The sequence below is a fragment of the Planococcus sp. PAMC 21323 genome (genome assembly GCF_000785555.1).
Classification (GTDB): Bacteria; Bacillota; Bacilli; order Bacillales_A; family Planococcaceae; genus Planococcus.
On the sequence record NZ_CP009129.1, the window covers coordinates 554,477 to 576,375 of the forward strand.

Consider the following 21,899-nt stretch of genomic DNA (forward strand, 5'->3'; position numbering starts at 1 on the left):
TAATTTTGAACAATTCACATTACATGGTTTGTTGCGCCTCTTGCATCTATATTGTAGGTATAGTTTTTTATATTATTCGTCTATATTGTCTGAGTGGCAATTGTTTAGCTATCAAATAATTGATAAGTAAGGTATTGAAATACGAGAATTAGACATATCCTACTTCTTTACATATGCCTTTTATAAGACGTTTACAATGCGAGCTATTTCTTATAATTTTATTTTAGAAGGACTATAAAATTATAAAGTCTGTTAATAAATAAGTAACTGAACAATCCATATTATTTACACTTTTTAAATAGTGTATTGAATAGTCCGCATTTAATTTCAACAAATGATAAAATAAAAATAAATATTAGGAATAATTAAGAAATCTACTATAACAAGTTGTGAATTAATGTGAACACATAGAAAAATCAGCAACCAGCTAATGAAAGTCATATAAGTTACTTATTACATCAATTTCAATAATAGATAATTTAGGGGGACTACTATGTCGAACTATACTGTAAGCAATACAACTATAAATGCTTTAATTAGCTGGATCGAGCAAGACATAATAGCTATTCCAGAAATACAACGTCCGTTCGTTTGGGATGCTATTAAGGTAAGAGATTTAATTGATTCTTTATATAAGGATTATCCAGTAGGTTATATTATTACTTGGCAAAATCCAAACATTCGTTTGAAGGATGGATCGATATCAAGTGGTAAAAAAATCTTGATTGACGGACAGCAACGTGTAACGGCACTTATGGCAGCACTTGCAGGGTTAGAAGTAGTTGATAAGGATTATAAACGTAGAGGCATTAAAATTGCTTTCAATCCACTAGAAGAAAGATTCGAAGTTTCTAATCCTGCTATCGAAAAGAATAGCCGTTGGATTTCTAATATAGCTAAGTTGTTTTTATCTTCATTTAGTACATTTGCATTTGTAAACGAATATTGTTCGAAAAATATCGAGGCAAATCCTGATGCTATACATAAAGTGTTACAAAATTTGGTTAATATACGAAATAGCTCAATAGGTATTATAGATCTTTCACATAATTTAGATATTGAAAAAGTAACTGAAATTTTTATACGAATAAATTCTGCAGGCGTGGTACTAAGTCAAGCGGATTTTGCTATTTCCAAAATCACTTCAAACGAAGATTTTAATGGACCTACCATTAGGAAAACTATTGATTATTTTAGCAACTTAATACGAAATCCAGAAGTCTTTAAAAATATAAAAACTAATGATACCGACTTTTCTGGAACCTTGAATTTTCGTAAGATATCGTGGGTAAGTAGTTACAATACTAGTGTCTATGAACCGAGCTATTCCGACTTATTAAGAGTTGCATTTACCTTTAAATTTCGGAGGGGCAAGCTTGCGAATTTAGTGAGTTTATTGTCTGGGCGAGATTTTGAAACTCGCGAAAATAAATCTGAAATTATTGAGTCTTCTTTTAAAGATTTAGAGCAAGCCGTATTACAATTTGTGGATGAAACTAATTTCAAACGATTTGTGCTGATTGTTAAATCCGCAGGCATAATTGATAAAAAGTTGATCCGATCTCAAAATGCATTAAATTTTGCTTATATTCTTTTTCTACTTTTGCGTGAGAAAGGTTTTGAAGGTACAAAAATCAATCATATAGTTAGAAGATGGCTTGTCTTATCCATATTGACACAACGTTATTCATCTTCTCCAGAGTCTCAATTTGAGTATGATGTGAAAAAATTCGCTGATACTGAGGATCCATTGAAGTATTTAAAAGATATTGAAGAAGGGGAACTGTCAGAAGCATTTTGGAACAACGTGCTTGTTTCAAGTTTGGATACGTCAGTTACAAGTAGTCCGTTTTTTAATCTATTTATTATGGCACAAATTTATGAAAAAGATTTTGCTTTCTTATCAAAATCTGTTACGATTCAACATTTGATTGAAGAGCGGGGAGATATACATCATGTTTTTCCTAAAGATTATTTGAAGAAAAATGGTTTTACAAACCGAAGTACGTACAACCAAATTGCTAATTACGTCTATACAGAACAAGTTGTAAACTTAGCAGTAAGAAATAAACCTCCAAAATTATATTTGTCTAAGGTACTATCTAATGATGCAGATTATCTAAGTGAAATATCTACACAATCAGAACTTGATAAAAATTTCGAAATGAATGCAGTTCCAAAAGTTCTTTACGGTATGGAAGCTTTAGATTATCAAGAATTCTTATTAGAAAGACGAAAGTTGATGGCAAAAAAAATTGAACGGTTCTATAAAAGTTTATAGATTTTGAGTGATGAGTTGATATTAGGACTGAAAAAATCATGAAATAAGGTGAGGATTTGTCTATTATAATAATATCTTTGAGTAAGAATTAAGTCCAAAAGATTTCGACAATACACTACAATTTATATCGTAAACATTGCCATACCCGTTGCTTCTACTTTGCGGGTATTTTTTGTATTATTCAATCGTATAAGTTGTATGATACACAAGGGGATCTGAAAGCTATTAAGAATTAATATTCAGGTATTTTTGGAGGATTAGTTCGTTCTATAATTCTTTTTTTAAAAAAGAATTATAGCTAAATTAAAACAGTCATGTATAAATGAGATCCAGATAAAGTTTGGTAAGTGCCTATATTATTGATGCTTTTGAGAGCGTCAAGAATTATGTGTAAATAAGTAAATCCTTTTCTTGTATGTATATCCATTAAGATTGCTTGAACATCTCAGCCAGCTCTGCACGGGCTTGATCGAATCCGATATGGCAACGGGTGGAGAATTTCTGGTTATAGATTTCAAATTGGGAAACCAAGAAGCGATCTAAGGAATCTTCGTTCGGAAATTGCTCCTTGCGTTTGCTGTATTTCTTTACGTTCTTGTTGAACGATTCGATCAGGTTCGTCGAATAGATGCTTCGCCAAATGGATTTTGGGAAACTGTAGAAGGTGAAAATATAGGGATTCGCTTCCAACGATTTCGTCACTTTGGGATAGGCCGTTTTCCATTTATCGACAAAGACTTTCAACGCTTTTTCACCCAGTTCCCGGTTCTCTGCCCGATAGACCGATTTGAAATCATCAAGAATTTCCTTGCGATTGGTGACGCGAACTTTGTGTCGGATACCACGCGACAGGTGGACGCAGCACGCCTGATATTGAGCATCGGGAAAGACCGAAAAGATGCGATCAGTGATGCCTTTCAAGCCGTCGGAGATAAACAAAAGCACCTCTTCGACACCGCGCTCTTTCAAGTCCAACAGGACTTCTTCCCAAACGAATGCGGATTCCGTAGGGGCCACTGTATAGGCCAACACTTCTTTTGAGCCGTCCTCTCGGATGCCAACAGTAATATAGACAGCTTCCTTCGAGACCGTGTCGCGCTTGAGAGAAATGTAAGTTGCATCGAGATAGACGCAAGCATAGCGCTGATCTAATGGACGAGATTTAAACGCTTCGACCTGTTCGCTCATCACTTTCGTCATATTAGAAATGGTTTGTGGCGTGTAATGATGACCGTACATCTTCTCGATCAAATCCGATATTTCGGACATCGTCACGCCTTTTTGGAACATATGAATAACGAAGGCTTCCAGCGTATCGTTTGAGCGCTTGTACGGAGCGACCGTCTGTTGGTTGAATTCGCCGTTCCGGTCCCGTGGCATCGAAAGCTCCAAATCCCCATACTCCGTATGGAGTGTCCGCGTGTAGACACCGTTGCGTGAGTTGCCGGAATTGAAACCGATGCGGTCGTATTTTTCGTAATCCAGGAAAGCTGTAAGTTCTGTTTGGAGGAGCGTATTGACCGCCGTCTCCAGGTGCTTACGGAAAACTTCGGAGATGTCTTCTTTTTTTACTAGAGCTTGCATAATATCTGTTGTAAACTGAGTCATAGGGAAGGCCTCTTTTCTGTGAATTGGTTGTGGTGACTTAATTCTACAAGAAAAGGTCTTCCTTTTTCTATTTATTCATTTACACAAGATATTTTACGCTCTCATGCTTTTAATATTTAATTTAATAACTTTAATTATTAAAATGACTAAAGTAGTAAAGTTAATACATATAATAAAGATATGGTAAAATTATGAAATGATGATAACCATTAATCAGCATCGAATTTACTTTTAAAGAATATAGAGGTGAAGATATGAAACAGGAATTGGTACATATGCGAGACAAATTGAATAATATCAGCAAACGAAATCGTTCGATCCGTTTGTTGAAGCTTTACGATAAATGGAGTTTTGATTTGATGCGTAGCTCACCTGAAATCGTTGAAGGAATAGTGGAAGGCATAAAAAGGAAGTCGACAAAGTCTTTCTCTTTACTAACAAAAGAGGAAGAAAGAGATACTGCGAATATGAGAAAACTGACGACGCTCTATAGAAATATAAAAGGCATTGAAGATGAGACAGGTGTTCATGATTTTTACTTAGGAACACCTTTTGTTTCTGGTACTTTCTCAGATGGGACGTTCTTCCAAGCGCCTCTATTCCTTTACCCTGTTCGTTTGGAAAAGGGGGCAATCAACCGGCAGACGTTTGAATTGAAAAAAGATGAGGGTGAGCCAATTCTCAACCGGACTTTATTTTTGGCTTTCAAGAAAATAGATCAATTGCGCTTTTCAGAAGAGTGGATGGATGAAGCGCAAGAAGTGGCATCAAAAGGAGATGCAGAAATCCAGTCTTTTCTGGAAAGATTTCAATTAGCTTTTACACAAGAATCTGCTGGTTATGAATCTTTAAGAGAATACAAAGTGGATAATATTCCCCCAAAGAGCCAGTTGAAACTCACAAAGAATGCTATCATTGGCCATTTCCCACAGGGGAGTTCTTCGCTTGTTCGCGATTATGATCAATTGATTGATCTGAGTGAAACGAGCAATTTGTCGTTAATTGGTGATCTTCTAGATCCTGAAAATGCAGCAATAATGGAAAGTGATTGGGATGCTCAAAAGTCAGAGCCAGAAGACATCCGTGAGTTTAATCGTCTGTATCTGTTGAACACTGATGGTTCCCAGGAAGAAATTTTGAAAGAAGCCCGCTACAAAAAAGGATTGGCGGTTCATGGTCCACCAGGAACGGGGAAATCACAGGTAATTGTCAATCTGATTACAGACGCCCTCCATCATAAGAAGAGAATTCTCGTAGTGTGCCAAAAAAGGGCTGCTTTGGATGTCGTCTACCAGCGACTCCATAGTCTCGACTTAACCGGTTATACCGCTTTGATACACGACGAAAATCAAGACAGAAAAGCACTTTATGGAAAAATAAATGATACCCTCTCGTATTCCTTAAATTACGAACAGGGATGGAAGCAAAATTTGCGGACTACGTCTCAGAAACTTGAGCAGCAGGAAATGGAACTAAATAATATTGCTGTTGGGCTGCATTCGAAAGATGAAGTTGGACTATCGTTGTATGATTTATATAGTAGAACCAAAAGTACAGGGGATATTGAAGCTTTCATCGTAGTCGATTCAGCTGCGAATGAGTTGAATGCTGAAAACTTGGAAGAAATTTTGGCAACGGTTTATACGTATGCGGAATGGTATGAACGGTTCGGCAAAGATTCCTATCCCCTGAAAGACAGACTTTCCTTCGCCAAGTTTGGTATGAAGGAAAAAACGGAATTCACCCAACAAATGTCTTACTTAATTGAACAAACAAAAAAGGCGGAAGAGTATTTAAATCTCTTAGATGTTGAAGACATAACTCCTGGCTATACGTGGGGAATACAGCAAGATCTTCTTAAAATTCAGCCGGATATATCTAGTGGTGAACCACGGACAATGCAGGGCTTGCGTTTGTGGTATTGGACAAGTTTTACCGGCAAAAAAATTATTGAGGATCTAAACAAAGGCGCTAAGTTTTCAGGTGTTAAATCTCAAGAATGGCCGAAGATTAAAAAGAGCTTATTACTGATGAATGATCTGGCGCAAATCACAAGTGAAATCAATAAAGAAATGGAAATCTTGAAACATTTTCTAGAACCTTCGAAAGTAGAGAAGTATAAAGAACTAGTTTCTGATGGCGCGTTGCCCGTAAAGGAACTGGAACTAATTCAGGAATATCTTCATACTGATTTTGAAGATTTGCAGCATATGGATCAGTTTGGACAGGAATGCACTCCGACTGAACAAAAGCTGATAAAGCTCTTGATAGAGAAAAAGAATCAAATCGGATTTGATAATCTTCCAGAAAAATGGACAGAGGCGCTAAGACAATCGGTTTACCTTTACTGGATCGACAAAGCGGAGCGAAAGCATCCAGCGGTGAAAAAAGTATCGAACTCTGAATACAACCGGCTGCAATCTACTTTTGAAGAGTTGGTAGAAAAGAAAAAAGAACTGGCTCGTCAGTATTTGATCAACGAATTGAAGCTGTCCTTGCAAGGAGCACAGGAGTCCTCACGAGATGTGTTCAAAGATCTGAAGCACCAGACCGGTAAAAAGCGGCAAGTTTGGCCGTTGCGGAAACTGGTGAATGAATATGCAGATAAAGGATTAATGGACGTTGCACCGGTATGGCTTGCATCTCCAGAAATCGTTTCATCCATTTTCCCATTGACTAAAAATCTGTTTGATCTTGTCATCTTTGATGAGGCTTCGCAATGTACCGTTGAAAACGGCTTGCCTTCTATATATCGTGCGAAACAAGTAATTGTGGCAGGTGATGAAATGCAGTTGCCGCCATCAAACATGTTCATGTCTACTATTGAAAATGATGAAGATGAAGAAGACTTTCTATCCAATGACTCACCGAGTTTATTAAATTTGGCTAAACGAAGATTCGATGAAAAGACGCTTCAATGGCATTACCGTTCCAAATATGAGGAATTAATCAACTATTCGAATCACGCCTTTTATAACGGGGCAATTCAAATATCGCCGAATGTTCAACCTTATAAAGAGCCCCCAGCTATCCAATGGATCAAGGCTGAGAATGGTAGGTGGATTGATCGAGCAAACGAAGTGGAAGCGATAAAGGTAGTAGAAGTTCTCAAGGAAATTTTAATTGCAAAACACGAAAAGTCAGTTGGGATCATCACATTCAACAGCACCCAGCAGACGAAAATTTTGGATATGATTGAGAAAGCGGCAATCGATGATGTGGAGTTTGGTTCCTTGTATGGGGAAGTGATGAGCAGAGGTCTGGATGAACGAGTTTTTGTGAAAAATATTGAGAATGTACAAGGCGATGAGCGTGACATCATCTTGTTCTCAGTCGGATACGGCCAAAATGAAGAAGGGCGCGTATACAATCGCTTTGGTTCTCTGAACCAGGAAGGCGGAGAAAACCGTCTGAATGTCGCTGTGACACGTGCAAAAGAAGAAACAATTGTCGTAAGCAGCATCGAACCGGAAGAACTGGAAGTAGCGAATTCGAAAAGCAATGGTCCACGATTGTTTAAGGATTACTTGAAATATGCGAAAGCAGTTTCCAATGGTCAAATCGAGAGAGTTCAAGAAGTCATACAAGGCGTCAATGAACTCGGTAACACAAGTGTCTCCACATCAGCATTGCAATTCGATTCACCTTTTGAAGAACAGGTCTACCAACAGTTGCGAAACCTAGGATATGAAGTCCAAACGCAAGTCGGCATGTCGGGATACCGAATTGACTTAGCCGTTATCCATCCAAACGATCCTTCTCAATATATCTTAGGAATCGAATGCGACGGCGCGATGTATCATAGTTCTAAGAATGCAAAAGAACGCGACATCTACCGTCAAAAGTTCCTCGAAAGCCGGGGCTGGACAATCGAACGTATCTGGAGCCGCAACTGGTGGAAAAACCAGAGTGTAGAGATTGAGCGGATTGATCAGGTTATTAAGGCTTTGGTGAAGAAGGATGAGGTTAAAGAGGATATGGTTGGGAGTTTGAAATAAAAAAATTATAAGTGGAGTAAAGGCTTTCCATTAAACTGGAAAGCCTTTTTTATAAGAGTAATGTTCCAAACACAACCATCAAACACAACCATCAAACACAACCTATGCTTACTTACATTAATTTTCAATTTGATATATAGTAATTTTTAAAGGAGTGGGAATTATGAAAAAATTAATGAGTACCGTTGACGTAACATCAGTAAACGGAGCGTATCGTTTCTACCAGTATCGCGATAGCAATGCCTTACCACAAATTGAGCTATATAAGATAGAAGGTGAAAAGGAAATCACTATTAGTAATGTTCTAGGAGAAGTAAAAAAGTTAAATGATGAATTCAAGTTTCAAATTGAATATGCTCCTAAAAATAGAAAGAGCACTCTTAATACGAGGGAATTCACTGAAAAATTTATAAGTTTATATAGAGAACGATAGGCTAATGAGAGGTATTTATAAATTACTTAATTCATGCTATTCGATAAGAACTTATCCTAAGTGATTTCGACACCAAGCGACAATTTATACTATATACTGCCATACTTGCTACTTCTAAGTGTGGTTTTTCATATAATAGTATTCATCTGTACAATTGTGCGCTATGCAGGGTCAATCTATATCTTTAATGGACCGGGTTGTTAGATGAGTTAGGAAAGATTCAGTAGAAGCAATAACGTAGTGAAAAAAGCCGGACCAGTTAACCTGAAGAGGTAACCGATCCGGCTTTTGTTTGCCTATTTATGAAATGGGTTTGTTACAGTAATTGCTCTGCTAGTAGCTGATAAACAGCCAATCGTTTTTCTTGAGAATGCGGGATACTGCAGATCATGGCTTCTTCAAAACCGTATTCCGTTTGTTCTCGCTGCAATTGATCGGCGACGTCTTTGGCGGAACCGACTAAATGGATGTTGCGGCTTTCCTTGATTTGCATGCGGTCCATTTCAGTTAAGGCAGAATTTTGTGCTTGTTCGGGTGTCATGAGAGGCATAATGCGGCCTTTCATCAACATCAGACGTGAAATATCTTGTGGCAATGCTTCGTATTCTGCTTCTTCGGCCGTTTCAGCTGTAGTCACCAAATAGGACACCGAAATTTCGGGTTTTACCATAAAAGCGGAAGGGACGAAGTTAGCTCGGTAGGAATCTAATATGTTTTTTGTCATGCCGCCATTGAAAAACTGGGCAAATGAATAGCCGACGCCCATACGTCCAGCTTCTAATGCGCTATTGCCACTTGAACCGAGTAGCCATGCTTCTGGCAGTTTAATATGTGTCGGAGCTGCGATGGTTTTATTGTACATCGTCTCTTCCGGTACTTCGTCGTTAATCAATTTTAATGCCGTGTCGAATTTCCCGTACATGTCGTCTGTCATCGGGCGGCGTCCTTGAGCCAAAGCATACATGGCACTATGGTCACCACCGGGTGCGCGGCCAACGCCAAAATCGATGCGACCTGGCGCAAGTGCAGCCAACGTTTTAAAGACTTCTGCCAGTTTTAACGGTGAATAATGCATCATCATCACACCGCCCGTACCGATGCGAATATTTGTTGTCTTGGCACTTAAATATGCGGCTGTGACTTCAGGTGCGGAGCTGGAGAATGCGCTGGAGCCATGATGCTCAGCCATCCACATCCGACTATAGCCCAAAGTATCGGCAAGAACCGCAAGTTCTACCGCATTTTGCATCGCTGCTGCGGCTGTGTTTCCAGTCGTAACAGGCGCTTGGTCTAAGACACTTAGTTTCATTTCGAAAACTCCCTTTCTTTCCCTGTCAGTTTGCTCATTGAGGAGTATAGCAGTATGGCGTAGCGAAATCCTTTCTTTTGTCTTAAAGGTTTTTATTTAGCGTTATGAATAGTTTTAGGAAAGTATTGCTAGGGAAGTTATGGAAATGGAGCGTTCCAATCGGATGGGGGGTACTTTTTGAATTGAAATGACTGTATAGTTATAGCAAGAGAGAAAAGCCTAGCTTTAGTAGACTGCACTGTATTTTTCAGAATATGTAAGGATTGTGTTTATTCGAATAAGGTGTGAGAGAGTAGTAGATTAGAGTTAATTATGTCTCTACGAAAGAAATAATTCTACAGCGTACTAACAATCCAATCGACAGAAAAGAACTATACAATGTACCGATAAAATAAGTAAGTATTCTAAAGGAGTGACATAATGGACGGAGTAGTAGAACAAAAATTAAAAGAAATACGCGAAGTATTTGAGAATCTCCCGAATTGTAAAGTTGAAACGAGCGTAGACAACCAGCTTGTAATCACAGGTGACAAACCGGTTTCTTGGAGTGAATCACTTGAGAATCAGGATGCAGAAACTACGCATAAAATTGGAACGATTAAACCGCATAAATCTTCACTTGGGCTTTACATCGATTTTCCACATGGCTATATTGATGACAGCAAGTTAGAAAACATTATAAACCCAGAAGGAACGTTAATGTATTACCCACCCGGTACGAAGACGTCTACTGTGAAAAGCTGGTGGCGATTCCGCTCTGATGAAAAATTCGACAGCATTCACTTGGTTTTAAGAAAGATCGAGTTGGCTTATTACAATTTTAAACGAGAAGACTGGATTGAGTTAATGCGAGAGATCACGGAAGCCAATAAATAAAAATGAAAACAGGCTCCTTGGCAAGAAGCAATTCTAAAAGGTGCCGACAAAACACAATAATTCATAGATTGCTACACCTGCCAAATCAACAGCGCAGGTGTAGCTTTTTGATTTTATTCACTTCAAAAATTATGTGCAACCTAGAGAATAATAAGGTAATCACCCGAGAAATTGGGTAAATATGAATAAAGTAGATCTATAAGAGCAAAGTAGAAGGTTTTTATGGGTATGCTAGGACGACTCTAGAAATGAGGGATAGCTCATGGAATACATTTTCATCTCGGCTGCAGTGGTGCTGACTTTGCTAGTGGCCGTCTTTATTTATAGTAGAAAGGATAGGGAGACCATAGCGCGAGTTGAAGAGCCATACGTTGAAGAAGCGACAGAAGAAAGTAGCGAGGTTGAACCAGAGCCAGAAGATGATGACAGCTACTTGAACCCTACAGTGTCAGAAGTAGATAACGAGGAAATTGCCAAAAGCGGTTACAAGAAAATCGAGCTTCCTACGAATATGATTCCGATTATTGCACAGACCTTAAAAGATGGGGCGGTAGTTCTCCAACAAAGCCGGACATTTCGCGTGGAGTTTAGTCCGGAAGTGGTAAAGGGGCTGAAGGACAAGAGCATGACCTTGATTGAGCGGACAAACGGCAGAGGCTATGTACCGGCAGTGAAAAAAGCTGGCATGAAAAGGATTTATGAACAAGCGGTCCTTGTGAAGCGCGTGAATCCAGGGCTCTTGGCGCACGCGAGTATGAACTTGTTGACGACGGTTGTTGGCCAGCAACAACTTATTGAAATCCAAAGTTCTTTGAAAAGCATGGAACGGCAGCTCGAAGCTTTGATTCAGCACAGGGAAAATGATTTTACGGGACGGATCGAGGCGCGCTTTAGTTATTTCAAAGAAGTTATTGAACGGTTTCGTCGAAATGGCATCACGCTTGGCGGTGTGGAAGACGCAGAAATCGAAGGGTTTTATACGGCGACGCTGCAGGATTTGAAAGTGTTGACGAAAGACTTGAAAACAGTTGTTGCAAACATTGAAGGATTAAGAGAGCATGAAACGCTGCGGAAATGGGGAGACGCACCCATAAAAAAAGACTACCAGCAGCTTATTGGGCAGTTTAACGCCAAGCAAGAACTTGTGCTGCTCAATGTGCAGTTTATTGAGGAATGCTATGAACCGTATCTCCGGACAATTCGGAATTACGCAGAAGAGGACGTTAAATCGCAAGCTTTGGCGGCAATTGTTGTAGAAAACCATTCCATCATCAAAGCGATCGAAGAAAAAGTGAAGAGCATCGAAGAAAACTATCGAGTGAAGATTAATTTTGGCATCAAGGCCTTGAAATACCGTGACTTGGAAAGCCTGAAGAAACTAGAGCCTAAGAAAATCAGTCAGCAAAAAATATCAGAAAAAGAAGTTCCAGCCGAAGTGCTCGTCGAAGTAATGGAAGATGACAAAGCATATGCGTACATTCCACAGGAAAATTACTAGTCTAAACTGACAAACACCCTCCGCTGAGCGGTTGGCTTCTGCCAACTTTTCAGTAAAGGGTGTTTTATTATATCTATTAAACTCAGTAAGATTCCAAGTCCGGTGCTTGTCGTTTCAAGCTTGCCTGTTCATAAGAAAAGGCGAGTTCAATCAACCGCGCTTCGCTAAATGCTTGTGCGCTGAACGTAACACCAACGGGATGTCCACTGCTCGTGTATCCTGCCGGAACGGTGATAGACGGGTAGCCTGCTTTTGCAGGCATATCGGCACCGCGATTGTTTTGGAATAATAGCGCGTCGAGTTGGTGTTCTTGCATGACGAGATCCAATCCTTCTGAAGTAGAAGTTCGTAAATCAGTTTTGCGGTGTTCCAGGTATGTCGGGTTGTTTAGATCATCGCTCAAAGCCTGTGATTTTTCCAGTTCAGCTTGGCCGAATTTCATGCGACGCTCGGGTTCTTGTTTGTTGAATTCGATAACGTCCGCTAGTGATTTGACTGGCACTTCAGCGGGTGTGGTGCGCAAATAGTCGTTGACGTTACGCTTGAATTCATACCACAAGACGTCTGACTCAAATGATGTCTTTGGAATGGTCACTTCGACAACCGTGGCACCGAGTGTTTTGAATTGCTCGATGGCCTCATCCATAATGGCACGTTCTTCTGGTGCTTTGTCGTTTAAAAAGCTAAGGTCGACGCCAATACGGGCACCGTTCAAACCGTCCTTTTTCAAGTGCGGCGTGTAATCAGTGAGCGCATGTTCCGCGCTTTTTAGTGTTGCCGAATCTTGTTCGTCGACGCCAGTCATCGCGCCAAGCAAAATCGCGGCATCTGTCACAGTACGCGCCATTGGTCCAGCTGTATCCTGACTTTCAGCAATTGGAATGATGCGCGAGCGACTAATGAGGCCCAGGGTTGGTTTGATACCGACAATCGAATTGGCACTTGACGGACTCAAGATTGAGCCGGATGTTTCCGTACCAACACCGACCACAGCGAAATTCGAAGCAATAGCGGCACCTGTTCCTGAACTCGAACCGCCAACGTCTTCTGCTTTAAAAACACCGACGCCGTATGGATTTAGCACTTGTCCGCCAAGTGAACTATAGCCGCTTGGTCCATCTTGCGACATGAAATACGCCCATTCGCTCATGTTTACTTTGCCGAGAATAATGGCGCCTGCGTTTCGCAATTGCTTAGCGACAAAGGCATCGTCTGTTGCAAAATTGTGTTCGAGTGCAATTGAACCGGCTGTTGTTGGCATCGGGTCTTTTGTTTCGATATTGTCTTTTACTAGCACCGGTATACCGTAAAGCGGCCCTTGGTTATTTTCTCCTCGCTTTTCGTCGAGTTGTGCTGCGATTGTTAACGCGTCCGGATTGATCGTCAAGACGGAATTGATTTTTGGGCCATTCTGGTCGAAAACTTTGATCCGGTCAAGATAAGCTTGGACCAATTCCACGGAGGTGAGTTTATTGTCACGGAAAGCTTGTTGAATGTCTTGGATTGTTGTTTCGTTTAACTGGAATGTATTTGTTTTCATATGTAGGCTCCTCACTAAAATGATGTGCTGATGTTAATTGTACATTAATTCTTAATTTTACATAAAGTATATTGTACTGCTTGGTGTAAACAACAAATCCGAAACCAAAGTGTTTGAGTTTAGAGAGAAGTAAGAGTAATCTGAAAATAGAATTGAGAGGAGTGGGAGTAGATGGAAAAAGCAATTCCAGAAGTGACGTTAAATGACGGAACAACTTTACCCGTTATGGGACTCGGTACATACGGACTGTGGGGCAATGCAGGAGCGAACGCAGTCAGCAGTGGAATCAATGCGGGTTACCGGTTAATCGATACGGCGTATAATTACGAAAACGAAGGAGCGGTCGGCGAAGGCATACGACGCAGCGGCGTTGCGCGTGAAGAGCTATGGGTAACGTCCAAGCTGCCAGGTCGCTACCACACATATGAAAAAGCTTTAGTGGCTATTCAAGAATCGCTGTATCGTTTACAGCTAGATTATTTTGATCTGTATTTGATCCACTGGCCAATGCCCAATCAAGATACTTACGTAGAAGCGTGGCAGGCGTTGATCGATGCGCAGAAATGGGGACTCGTGCGGTCGATTGGTGTCAGCAATTTCTTGCCAGATCATTTAGAGCGCATTATTCAAGAAACGGGAGTGATACCGAGCTTGAACCAAGTGGAATTGCATCCGTTCTTTAACCAAGCACATCAGCGAAAAGTGCACGCGGACCACGGAATCCAAACACAGTCGTGGAGTCCAATTGCCAAAGCCAAAGACATTTTGACGAACGACGCCATTGGAAAAATTGCCGAATCCCACAACAAGACCATTGCTCAAGTGGTATTGCGCTGGCAATATCAAATTGGTTCAGTCTCGATTCCGCGCTCTACTTCGCCCGAGCGTCAGCGTGAAAACTTGGCTATTTTCGATTTTGAGTTAAGCGAAGCCGAAATGACATCAATCTCAGAACTGTCTCGCCCAGACGGCAGATTGTTTGATATGGACCCGGCTACGCATGAAGAATTTTAAGAGAAGGGGATATAAAGTGTTCGAGCCTAATTGGAAGGAATCTGTGCTTATACTCTAGAGATTGCTGCACCTACCAAATCAACATTGTAGGTGTTGCTTTTTTTTGTTTTGTTTGTTCTGATCAATAGGGTGGGAGCTGCTGATAACTTCTGTAATTACAGGATAAGCAAAGTTAGAACTGCTAAAGACATGCGAGTATTACTCCTGTATAATAAATATACTGAATATTTAGTTTTATGGAGGTCGACTTTCGGGAAATCGTGATTTGCTATAGAGGCTCAAAAATTGAATATTTTAGTATGGGCCATTTAGAGAATAGACAGCTTCTTAAGCTATGACTGAGGAGTAGCATAGCAAATAGTCGTGGTCGGGAGGAATAAAAATGAATACTGAAAAAAGATCTCAACGATTTTTCATAGGTTTTGTTTTTATTTGGTCTTTTGTATTTTGGGGAATAGGAATTTTTTTATCGTTAAAAGATGATGTTCAATTGCTTGAAAACATGGAAGTGTTACTTGGTATTTTAAATTTAACACTATCAGAAGAATTGCGTACAGTTACCATCTTATATGCTTTAGCTGGGTATGGACCTCTACTTGGCGCAATTTTTATTACACTATTCATACCCGAAACGAGAAGGTATTTTAAAGGTAAATTTAGATTTAATACTCCCTTAAAATATACTTTTCAGATAATTGCTTTATTCGCGGTTATTACCATTGTCCCAGGTGTAACGCTAGTATTTAAGAATGGTTTGGACACTTCGGTCACGTGGTCAACAGTAGCCCTACTACTGCTATTTTTTATCTACCAACTTATTACCGCTGGAACTGAAGAAATTGGCTGGAGAGGATACCTACTGCCATCAATGTTACAGAAATTGACCCCATGGCAGGCAAGTGTGAGGATTGGGGTAATTTGGGCATTGTGGCATACACCTATTATATTATATGTGTTTTATTCACAAGGATTGCCTGTGTTTCAAATCATATTCTCTTTTGCTGGTTTCATCGCAGGAACTATCGCTATGTCGGCCGTCCATACGTATTATTACTTAAAGACTCAAAATGTAGTATTTAATATGTTTATCCATGCCGTCAGCAATACATTTCCGATGTTTGTGGGAATGGTGCTTTCTAGTTCATACGAGGTTTCAGTAGTTACTCAATTATTACTTTGGGTTTTTGTAGGGATCATTATAAAGAAAAATAAAGTTTTCTTTGATACAGTACAAAATTGCTAGCTATTACAATCTTTTGAGATGGCAATCGAGTGTAAGAAAAGCTCAGCAATACACTACTACATTAACTCCGGATATCGCTACGCTTGCTAAAATAATATCGCAGGCGTAGTTTTTCATTTTATTCGTTACTAGAGCTTGCTTAGTATCTGCTGTAAAATGAAAACACGAAATGATTCAGTTTTCAAGATCTTTATAATATAGATTAGTGCAATATTTTTTTAAAAAGAAGGAAATTGAGGGGAGGGGTAATTGATGAACATGAACTTAAATATGTTTAAAAATGACTTCAAAAGAAACCCAGCAGGAAATATCGCTTTAATTTTGTTTATGACATTATCAGTTACGCTTGTAGTAGCTGCAACTATTGTTGTGGTCCAACTTACTACCTCTATGACAGGGATGTATAAAATAGCAGAGCCACCTCATTTTCTACAAATGCACAAAGGAGAGATAGATCAGGAGGCAATTGATGAGTTTACTGTTTCTTATGAGGGGGTTACGTCTTGGCAAACTTCGCCGATGATAAATGTCTATGGTGATGATTTGCGCATTTTGGGAGAACAACCATTTAGTTTAGCTGACTCTAGGTTAGACATCAGCTTAGTTAAACAGAATACAGAAAAAGATCTTTTACTTGATTCAAATAGAAAAGTAATTAATGTCAACAAAGGTGAAATTGGTGTGCCTGTAATTTTCCTTAGCTCTTATGATATCAACATTGGCGACACAATTGAGTATAGCAGTAATGGAATAACCAAGAAATTTAAAGTGACTACTTTTGTTCACGATGCACAAATGAATTCAACACTTGTTTATTCTACAAGAATGCTAATAAGTGATGAGGATTTTGTAGAGCTTTTTGGGAACGTGGGGGAAAGTGAATATCTTATTGAAACGTATTTTACTGATTCCGGTATGGCTTCAGATTTCCAGTCAGCCTATGAAAATGCAGGGCTGCCACAAAATGGACCAGCAGTAACTTATCAAATGATTTTTCTGATCAGCGCATTTACTGACATACTCATGGCTATGATTATAATTTTGGTTAGCCTGTTACTTGTACTAGTTGCTTTGATGTCGATTAAGTATACATTGATGGCCAGTTTAGAAGAAGAAATCGGCGAAATCGGAACGATGAAAGCTATCGGTATGACGCATAGAGATATAAGGGATATCTATCTTAAAAAATACAAGCTAATGATAGCGCTTGGCATAGTAATTGGTTACGTCATTGCTCTTGCACTCGCCAGTTTCTTTACATCACATGTAAGCAATACATTTGGTAAACAACCATTATCAATTTGGACTATTGGGATCCCGATTTTAGCCTGTTTATCTTTGTATGTTATAAGCAATCATTATTGTAAAAAAATACTTAAGAAAATAAAAAAAGTAACTGTCGTAGATGCACTTGTATTCGGAAAAGGGTTTGATCAAAAAAAGCGTGTTCATGATGGGCTTTATAAATCTAAACAGATTCCGATAAATTTGCTTTTAAGTGCAAGAGAGACATTTTATCATTTTAAAGGATTTTTCTTAATTTTTATTTCTATGATGATTGTTACCTCAATCATGATTGTGCCCATGAATCTGTTAAGTACTTTAAAGTCTAAAGATTTCATACCTTATATGGGAAGTTCGATTGGTGATGTATTGGTCGAAATCGATATAGGAGAAAATCTAGAAAACAGATATGCAGCCCTTCATGATCTCATCAAAACTGAAACGGATATTAAAGACTACAGTGAGATTAAAGTCGTACGTGTTGAGACGGCTAACGCCGATAAGCAATGGATGAATTTACGCGTAGGCAGTGGGGATGCTGCAGGAAAAAAACTTAAATACATTGATGGCAAAGAGCCAATAAAAGAAAATGAAATCGCAGTATCAAAACTCAATGCAAATGAGATGGGTAAACAAGCGGGAGATAAAGCAATTTTAAGGTTCAATGGAATAGAGAAGACATTTTTTATTTCTGGAGTTTATCAGGATGTGACAAGTGGAGGGATGACGGCAAAGTCTAAATACAGTTTTGAAGGCGTAAAAGCAGAAAAATATCAATTGATTGTAAATGTAAACGACAAAGTAGATATAGAAGAAAAAGCAGCTGAGTGGAGTAGCGAAATGGGGACAGGTTACGATATCCAACCAATGGAAGAATTGATAGATCAAACATTGGGGGTTGTGTCAAAGCAAGTACAAGTAGCAACAATTGCGGTCATGACAATCGGAATTTTAATGAGTGCATTTATCATTGTCCTCTTTATGAAACTGAGACTTATCAAAGATGCTTCCCAAATAGCAATCATAAAAGCGATAGGTTTCACAAATAAGGACGTAAAAAAACAATATCTTTATAAGATGAGTATGATTTCATTTGCAGGCATAATGAGCGGAACAATTGTTTCAAATATACTTGGAGAAAAAATAATCAGTCTTGCATTTAATATTATGGGACTTGGTATATCTGAATTAACATTTATTGTAAATCTGTGGATTGTATTTTTATTTGTACCACTAGTCCTTCTAATCGTAGCAGCAAGTGTTACGTGGTTTAGTACGAGAAATATAAAAGACTATAATATCATTTCACTAATCAATGAATAGGGGGTGGGTGTATGGTAGATATCTTACAAGTAAAAGGGCTATATAAGGAATTTAACGAAACAAAGATTTTAAAAGGAATCAATTTTTCAGTTAAAGCTGGAGAATTTGTAGCAATCATGGGAAGGTCTGGTTCAGGGAAATCAACGCTGTTATACAACATAAGTGGTATGGATAGAGCAACTAGTGGAGAAATAATATTTGATGGCGAAAACATTTCGAAATTTGATGACGAGAAAATAAGTCACATAAGACTACAAAAAATGGGGTTTATTTTTCAGAAATCACATTTACTTAAAACCCTATCAATACGTGACAATATTGTATTTCCAGGATTTAAAGCAAATAGTGAAAGTAGAGAAAATGTAAATAAATATGCAGAAGAGCTCATGAGAAGAACCGGTATTGATCATGTGGGCAGTCATGATATTAAAGAAGTGTCTGGAGGACAACTTCAACGCGCAGCGATATGTCGTGCAATAATAAATCATCCAAATATAATATTTGGGGATGAACCGACCGGATCACTTAATTCATTAGCGTCAAAAGAAATTATGGATATTCTCAATGAGATTAATAAAACAGGTACGGTCGTCATTTTAGTTACACACGATCCAAAAATCGCAGCTAGAGCAGATCGTGTGATTTTCTTATCGGATGGCAATATTATTGATGAAATTACCCTAGATAAATATGAAGCAGAAAACTTTCTTGAAAGAGAAAATAAAATGGTTAGGTGGCTTGCGGAACAAGTGTTTTAATGAGGATAAACCACAATTGTGCCGTTTTCTGCGATGCGATCATATTACAAAGAATGAGACAATACATTTACTAATAAAACGGCCATGTTAGAAACTACTCAGTTTCCAGCACGGCCGTTTTTATTTTTTATTTCTCCACATTCTTCTCTATTTTCACACTCTCCGGATCGAAAAACTTATCCACTAAATCGTAAATCGTGATCAGCTCATAAAGAATGGTGAATTCGGGTGGGAATTCCGTTGGACGCAGAGCATCGCTTGCGGTGATGTTTTTACTATTGTCCCAAAACAAATCGGTAATATTTTTTAATTGGCATTGGTGCTTTTCGTGATCATAGTCGACCGAGTGTTTTAAGTCGTTTGCGAGCTCTGTGACAGCGTTCATAATAATCTCTCGCTCCGAGGTTGTCCACGTCAACTTATGTAGCGGGATATAAAGTAGGGCATCTAAATGGAATTCTAAATTATGTAAGAAGAGCAATTGCTTTTCTGCCATTTGAAGCTCGGCTTCTCGCTCGCGCACCCACGGGTACAAACTAGATTCGTCTCGCTGAAAATGGATGAGTTTCTCAGTCTTACTAACTTCAGTGATCAGTTCTTTGACGATTAACTTTTCTTCTTGGCGATTTGCATCACTGTCAAAAAGAATCGTTTGGAATGTTTGCTCCAACATATTGCCAGCTCGTTCACTGATCGATTGAATGCTTTTCAAAATGTCTTTTCGGTAGTTAGGTGGAAACACCAGCATATTCACAGCCGTAGACACCAGCAATCCAACGGACGTCGTACCCAGTCGAATAAAGAACGATACTAAAACATGGTCGTGGATAACTTCGACCATAGCGACAGAGGTCAATGTAGCGACTAGTAATCCGGCGTGCAGATTGAGCCGGTAACAAGCTAAAATCGTAGCAACTGCAGCAAGTGTATAAGTAATCGGGGAATTCCCGAAGAGTGAGATAAAGAGAACAGCGAAGGCAGAACCAATGGCAGAAGCCGGGAACCGAACCAGTCCCTTTTTGATCGAATCGCTAACGGTTGGCTCGATGGTCACAATGGCCGTGATAACGGCGAAGACAGGCGGCCAGCCAAACCACAAACAAATTGTCGCGGTCAAAAAGATCGCAATGCCGGTTTTCACAATTCGTCCGCCACTGAAATGAAAAGATCGCATCATGTTGACTTCACCATCTCCTTTCTAAAGTAGTTTTTACTGGTGTCTAGTATAGCATTCCTATCTATAGGATAAAAATTGCGTTTTTGGGTCTGAAACAAGATCCAACGTCTATGACAAGGGACAATTTACACGTAGGTACATTCGCAAGCGTTTCTATGAGATTACTAAAAATAAAGAAATCATTAATTCTCTAGCAACAAAACATTTTTAGCCATACACCAAAAGAAGCCCGCTATAACAGCGAAGCTTCTTTTTTTATTGAATTTATATTCAGAACAATCAAAATTAATGTAGCGTTTTATAAGTAGAATAGTGTACACTCGTTATTAACGGAATGATTAAGGTTTATTTCCTTAAATAAAGGAGCAGGTGACAGCGTTGAAAAAGCAAGCACAAGAGTTGTTTGAAGAGGTTCGCGCATTTAGACGGGATCTTCACGAGAATCCGGAATTGAGTGGCGAAGAAATAGAAACTTCTCTAAAAATACAAAAAAAATTAGATGAATATGGCATCGAGTATTCTACAGGATATGCCAAAACGGGCGTTCTCGGTGTAATTCAAGGTGGTAAGCCAGGAAAGACAGTGGGTTTACGTGCAGATATTGATGCTTTACCGATTTTAGAAAAAGCGGATGTGTCTTTTAAATCTAAATTTGATGGCAAAATGCATGCATGCGGTCATGACGCGCATACGGCCATGTTGCTCGGAGTTGGGAAGTTACTGCATGAGCAGAAAGCTGATATTGCTGGAACGGTGTTATTAATTTTTCAGCCGGCTGAAGAAAATGCGCCTACTGGTGGTTCGGAACAGATGATGGCAGACGGCATTTTTGACCAATACAAACCGGATGTTTTAATAGCGCAGCACGTCTGGCCAGGTCTTCCAGCTGGGCAAGTCGGCGTTATCGACGGAGCCATCATGGGAAATTCTGACCGTTTTCAAGTAACGATTCACGGAGCGGGTGGGCACGCATCAATGCCTCATCAAACTGTTGATGCGATTATTATTGCCACTCAAGTGATGTCTGCGGTCCAAACGATTGTTAGTCGAAACGCAAACCCGATGGATTCAGGTGTTATTACGTTTGGGAAAATTACTGGGGGCTATCGCTATAACGTTGTGGCGGACACGGTTGTGCTTGAAGGAACCATTCGCTCACTCTCAGACGATACGAAAAAACTATTGAAAAAACGATTCCATGAAGTGGTTCAAGGAACTGCTCAAATGATGGGCGGTTCATGTGACATCGATTATTCAGACGGTTATCCAGCGACGATTAATACGAAACGCTGGGCCAAAGTAGTTCGGGAATCGGCAAAACGTCAATTAGGCGACAAGGGCACACCAGAAGTAATCGGAAGCATGGCTGGAGAAGATTTCGGTCGTTTCTTGAAAAAGTACGAAGGGGTTTATTATTGGCTCGGTACTTCAGTTGGTGAAAACCAAAAACCACTCCACGATCCAGGCTTTATGATCGATGAACAAGCGTTGTTGGTTGGCACAGAACTGATGGCGAAAGCAGCGCTTGACGTGCTAGCCGAATTGAATAAATAGGAG

General features: G+C 39.4%; 14 protein-coding genes. 10 read left to right on the forward strand and 4 right to left on the reverse strand.

Translation table 11 applies throughout. The annotated features are described in order from the left end of the window. The first annotated feature begins 493 nt into the window (after window positions 1-493). On the forward strand, window positions 494-2,281 hold the full coding sequence (locus PLANO_RS02900) for a GmrSD restriction endonuclease domain-containing protein (protein WP_038702839.1): 1,788 nt from the start codon (window positions 494-496) through the stop codon (window positions 2,279-2,281). A 426-nt stretch (window positions 2,282-2,707) separates the two neighbouring features. Here the strand turns inward: PLANO_RS02900 and PLANO_RS02905 are convergent, their stop codons facing one another. Continuing rightward, complete coding sequence (locus PLANO_RS02905; RefSeq protein WP_038702803.1) at window positions 2,708-3,889, reverse strand: IS256 family transposase; 1,182 nt, start codon at window positions 3,887-3,889, stop codon at window positions 2,708-2,710. A gap of 254 nt (window positions 3,890-4,143) precedes the next feature. Here PLANO_RS02905 and PLANO_RS02910 point away from each other — a divergent pair, with 254 nt between their 5' ends. Continuing rightward, on the forward strand, window positions 4,144-7,887 hold the full coding sequence (locus PLANO_RS02910; RefSeq protein WP_038702841.1) for an AAA domain-containing protein: 3,744 nt from the start codon (window positions 4,144-4,146) through the stop codon (window positions 7,885-7,887). Between the two features lie 163 nt (window positions 7,888-8,050). Beyond that, the gene (locus PLANO_RS02915) at window positions 8,051-8,320 is read left to right on the forward strand and encodes a hypothetical protein (RefSeq protein WP_038702843.1); all 270 of its coding nucleotides are present in this window, start codon (window positions 8,051-8,053) and stop codon (window positions 8,318-8,320) included. Window positions 8,321-8,636: 316 nt separating this feature from the next. Here PLANO_RS02915 and PLANO_RS02920 read toward each other — a convergent pair whose 3' ends face one another. Further along, complete coding sequence (locus PLANO_RS02920) at window positions 8,637-9,629, reverse strand: MsnO8 family LLM class oxidoreductase (protein ID WP_038702845.1); 993 nt, start codon at window positions 9,627-9,629, stop codon at window positions 8,637-8,639. 420 nt (window positions 9,630-10,049) lie between these two features. Here PLANO_RS02920 and PLANO_RS02925 point away from each other — a divergent pair, with 420 nt between their 5' ends. Both PLANO_RS02925 and PLANO_RS02930 read left to right on the forward strand, forming a co-directional pair. Then, entirely contained in the window at window positions 10,050-10,505 is a 456-nt protein-coding gene (locus PLANO_RS02925; RefSeq protein WP_038702847.1) for a hypothetical protein, read from the forward strand. Window positions 10,506-10,767: 262 nt separating this feature from the next. Continuing rightward, the gene (locus PLANO_RS02930) at window positions 10,768-12,003 is read left to right on the forward strand and encodes a hypothetical protein (RefSeq protein WP_038702849.1); all 1,236 of its coding nucleotides are present in this window, start codon (window positions 10,768-10,770) and stop codon (window positions 12,001-12,003) included. 82 nt (window positions 12,004-12,085) lie between these two features. On the opposite strand, the gene PLANO_RS02935 is transcribed toward PLANO_RS02930, so the two are convergent. Next, complete coding sequence (locus PLANO_RS02935) at window positions 12,086-13,543, reverse strand: amidase family protein (RefSeq protein WP_038702851.1); 1,458 nt, start codon at window positions 13,541-13,543, stop codon at window positions 12,086-12,088. Window positions 13,544-13,714: 171 nt separating this feature from the next. On the opposite strand from PLANO_RS02935, the gene PLANO_RS02940 reads away from it, so the two are divergent. The 4 genes from PLANO_RS02940 to PLANO_RS02955 all read left to right on the forward strand — a co-directional run bounded on the left by PLANO_RS02940 (window position 13,715) and on the right by PLANO_RS02955 (window position 19,165). After that, the gene (locus PLANO_RS02940) at window positions 13,715-14,557 is read left to right on the forward strand and encodes an aldo/keto reductase (RefSeq protein WP_038702853.1); all 843 of its coding nucleotides are present in this window, start codon (window positions 13,715-13,717) and stop codon (window positions 14,555-14,557) included. Between the two features lie 382 nt (window positions 14,558-14,939). Beyond that, complete coding sequence (locus tag PLANO_RS02945) at window positions 14,940-15,800, forward strand: CPBP family intramembrane glutamic endopeptidase (RefSeq protein ID WP_038702855.1); 861 nt, start codon at window positions 14,940-14,942, stop codon at window positions 15,798-15,800. 252 nt (window positions 15,801-16,052) lie between these two features. Next, window positions 16,053-18,407 (forward strand): ABC transporter permease, encoded by a 2,355-nt coding sequence (locus PLANO_RS02950; protein WP_052124274.1) that lies wholly within the window; start codon window positions 16,053-16,055, stop codon window positions 18,405-18,407. Between the two features lie 11 nt (window positions 18,408-18,418). Continuing rightward, the gene (locus PLANO_RS02955) at window positions 18,419-19,165 is read left to right on the forward strand and encodes an ABC transporter ATP-binding protein (RefSeq protein WP_038702857.1); all 747 of its coding nucleotides are present in this window, start codon (window positions 18,419-18,421) and stop codon (window positions 19,163-19,165) included. 127 nt (window positions 19,166-19,292) lie between these two features. Here PLANO_RS02955 and PLANO_RS02960 read toward each other — a convergent pair whose 3' ends face one another. Continuing rightward, window positions 19,293-20,339 carry an FUSC family protein gene (locus PLANO_RS02960; protein WP_038705352.1) on the reverse strand — a complete coding sequence of 349 codons (1,047 nt, stop codon included), beginning with the start codon at window positions 20,337-20,339 and terminating at the stop codon, window positions 19,293-19,295. Between the two features lie 381 nt (window positions 20,340-20,720). Here PLANO_RS02960 and PLANO_RS02965 point away from each other — a divergent pair, with 381 nt between their 5' ends. Further along, window positions 20,721-21,896: a M20 metallopeptidase family protein gene (locus PLANO_RS02965; protein WP_038702859.1), complete on the forward strand. Its 1,176-nt coding sequence runs from the start codon at window positions 20,721-20,723 to the stop codon at window positions 21,894-21,896. Window positions 21,897-21,899: the final 3 nt, after the last annotated feature.

What these genes read in the sequence shown, in the direction of transcription:
- PLANO_RS02925 (WP_038702847.1), top strand. Translation starts at nt 10,050, where the DNA reads ATGGACGGAGTAGTAGAACAAAAATTAAAAGAAATACGCGAAGTATTT.
- PLANO_RS02955 (WP_038702857.1), top strand. Translation starts at nt 18,419, where the DNA reads ATGGTAGATATCTTACAAGTAAAAGGGCTATATAAGGAATTTAACGAA.
- PLANO_RS02900 (WP_038702839.1), top strand. Translation starts at nt 494, where the DNA reads ATGTCGAACTATACTGTAAGCAATACAACTATAAATGCTTTAATTAGC.
- PLANO_RS02920 (WP_038702845.1), bottom strand. Translation starts at nt 9,629, where the DNA reads ATGAAACTAAGTGTCTTAGACCAAGCGCCTGTTACGACTGGAAACACA.
- PLANO_RS02940 (WP_038702853.1), top strand. Translation starts at nt 13,715, where the DNA reads ATGGAAAAAGCAATTCCAGAAGTGACGTTAAATGACGGAACAACTTTA.
- PLANO_RS02915 (WP_038702843.1), top strand. Translation starts at nt 8,051, where the DNA reads ATGAAAAAATTAATGAGTACCGTTGACGTAACATCAGTAAACGGAGCG.
- PLANO_RS02960 (WP_038705352.1), bottom strand. Translation starts at nt 20,339, where the DNA reads ATGCGATCTTTTCATTTCAGTGGCGGACGAATTGTGAAAACCGGCATT.
- PLANO_RS02935 (WP_038702851.1), bottom strand. Translation starts at nt 13,543, where the DNA reads ATGAAAACAAATACATTCCAGTTAAACGAAACAACAATCCAAGACATT.
- PLANO_RS02945 (WP_038702855.1), top strand. Translation starts at nt 14,940, where the DNA reads ATGAATACTGAAAAAAGATCTCAACGATTTTTCATAGGTTTTGTTTTT.
- PLANO_RS02910 (WP_038702841.1), top strand. Translation starts at nt 4,144, where the DNA reads ATGAAACAGGAATTGGTACATATGCGAGACAAATTGAATAATATCAGC.
- PLANO_RS02930 (WP_038702849.1), top strand. Translation starts at nt 10,768, where the DNA reads ATGGAATACATTTTCATCTCGGCTGCAGTGGTGCTGACTTTGCTAGTG.
- PLANO_RS02905 (WP_038702803.1), bottom strand. Translation starts at nt 3,889, where the DNA reads ATGACTCAGTTTACAACAGATATTATGCAAGCTCTAGTAAAAAAAGAA.
- PLANO_RS02950 (WP_052124274.1), top strand. Translation starts at nt 16,053, where the DNA reads ATGAACATGAACTTAAATATGTTTAAAAATGACTTCAAAAGAAACCCA.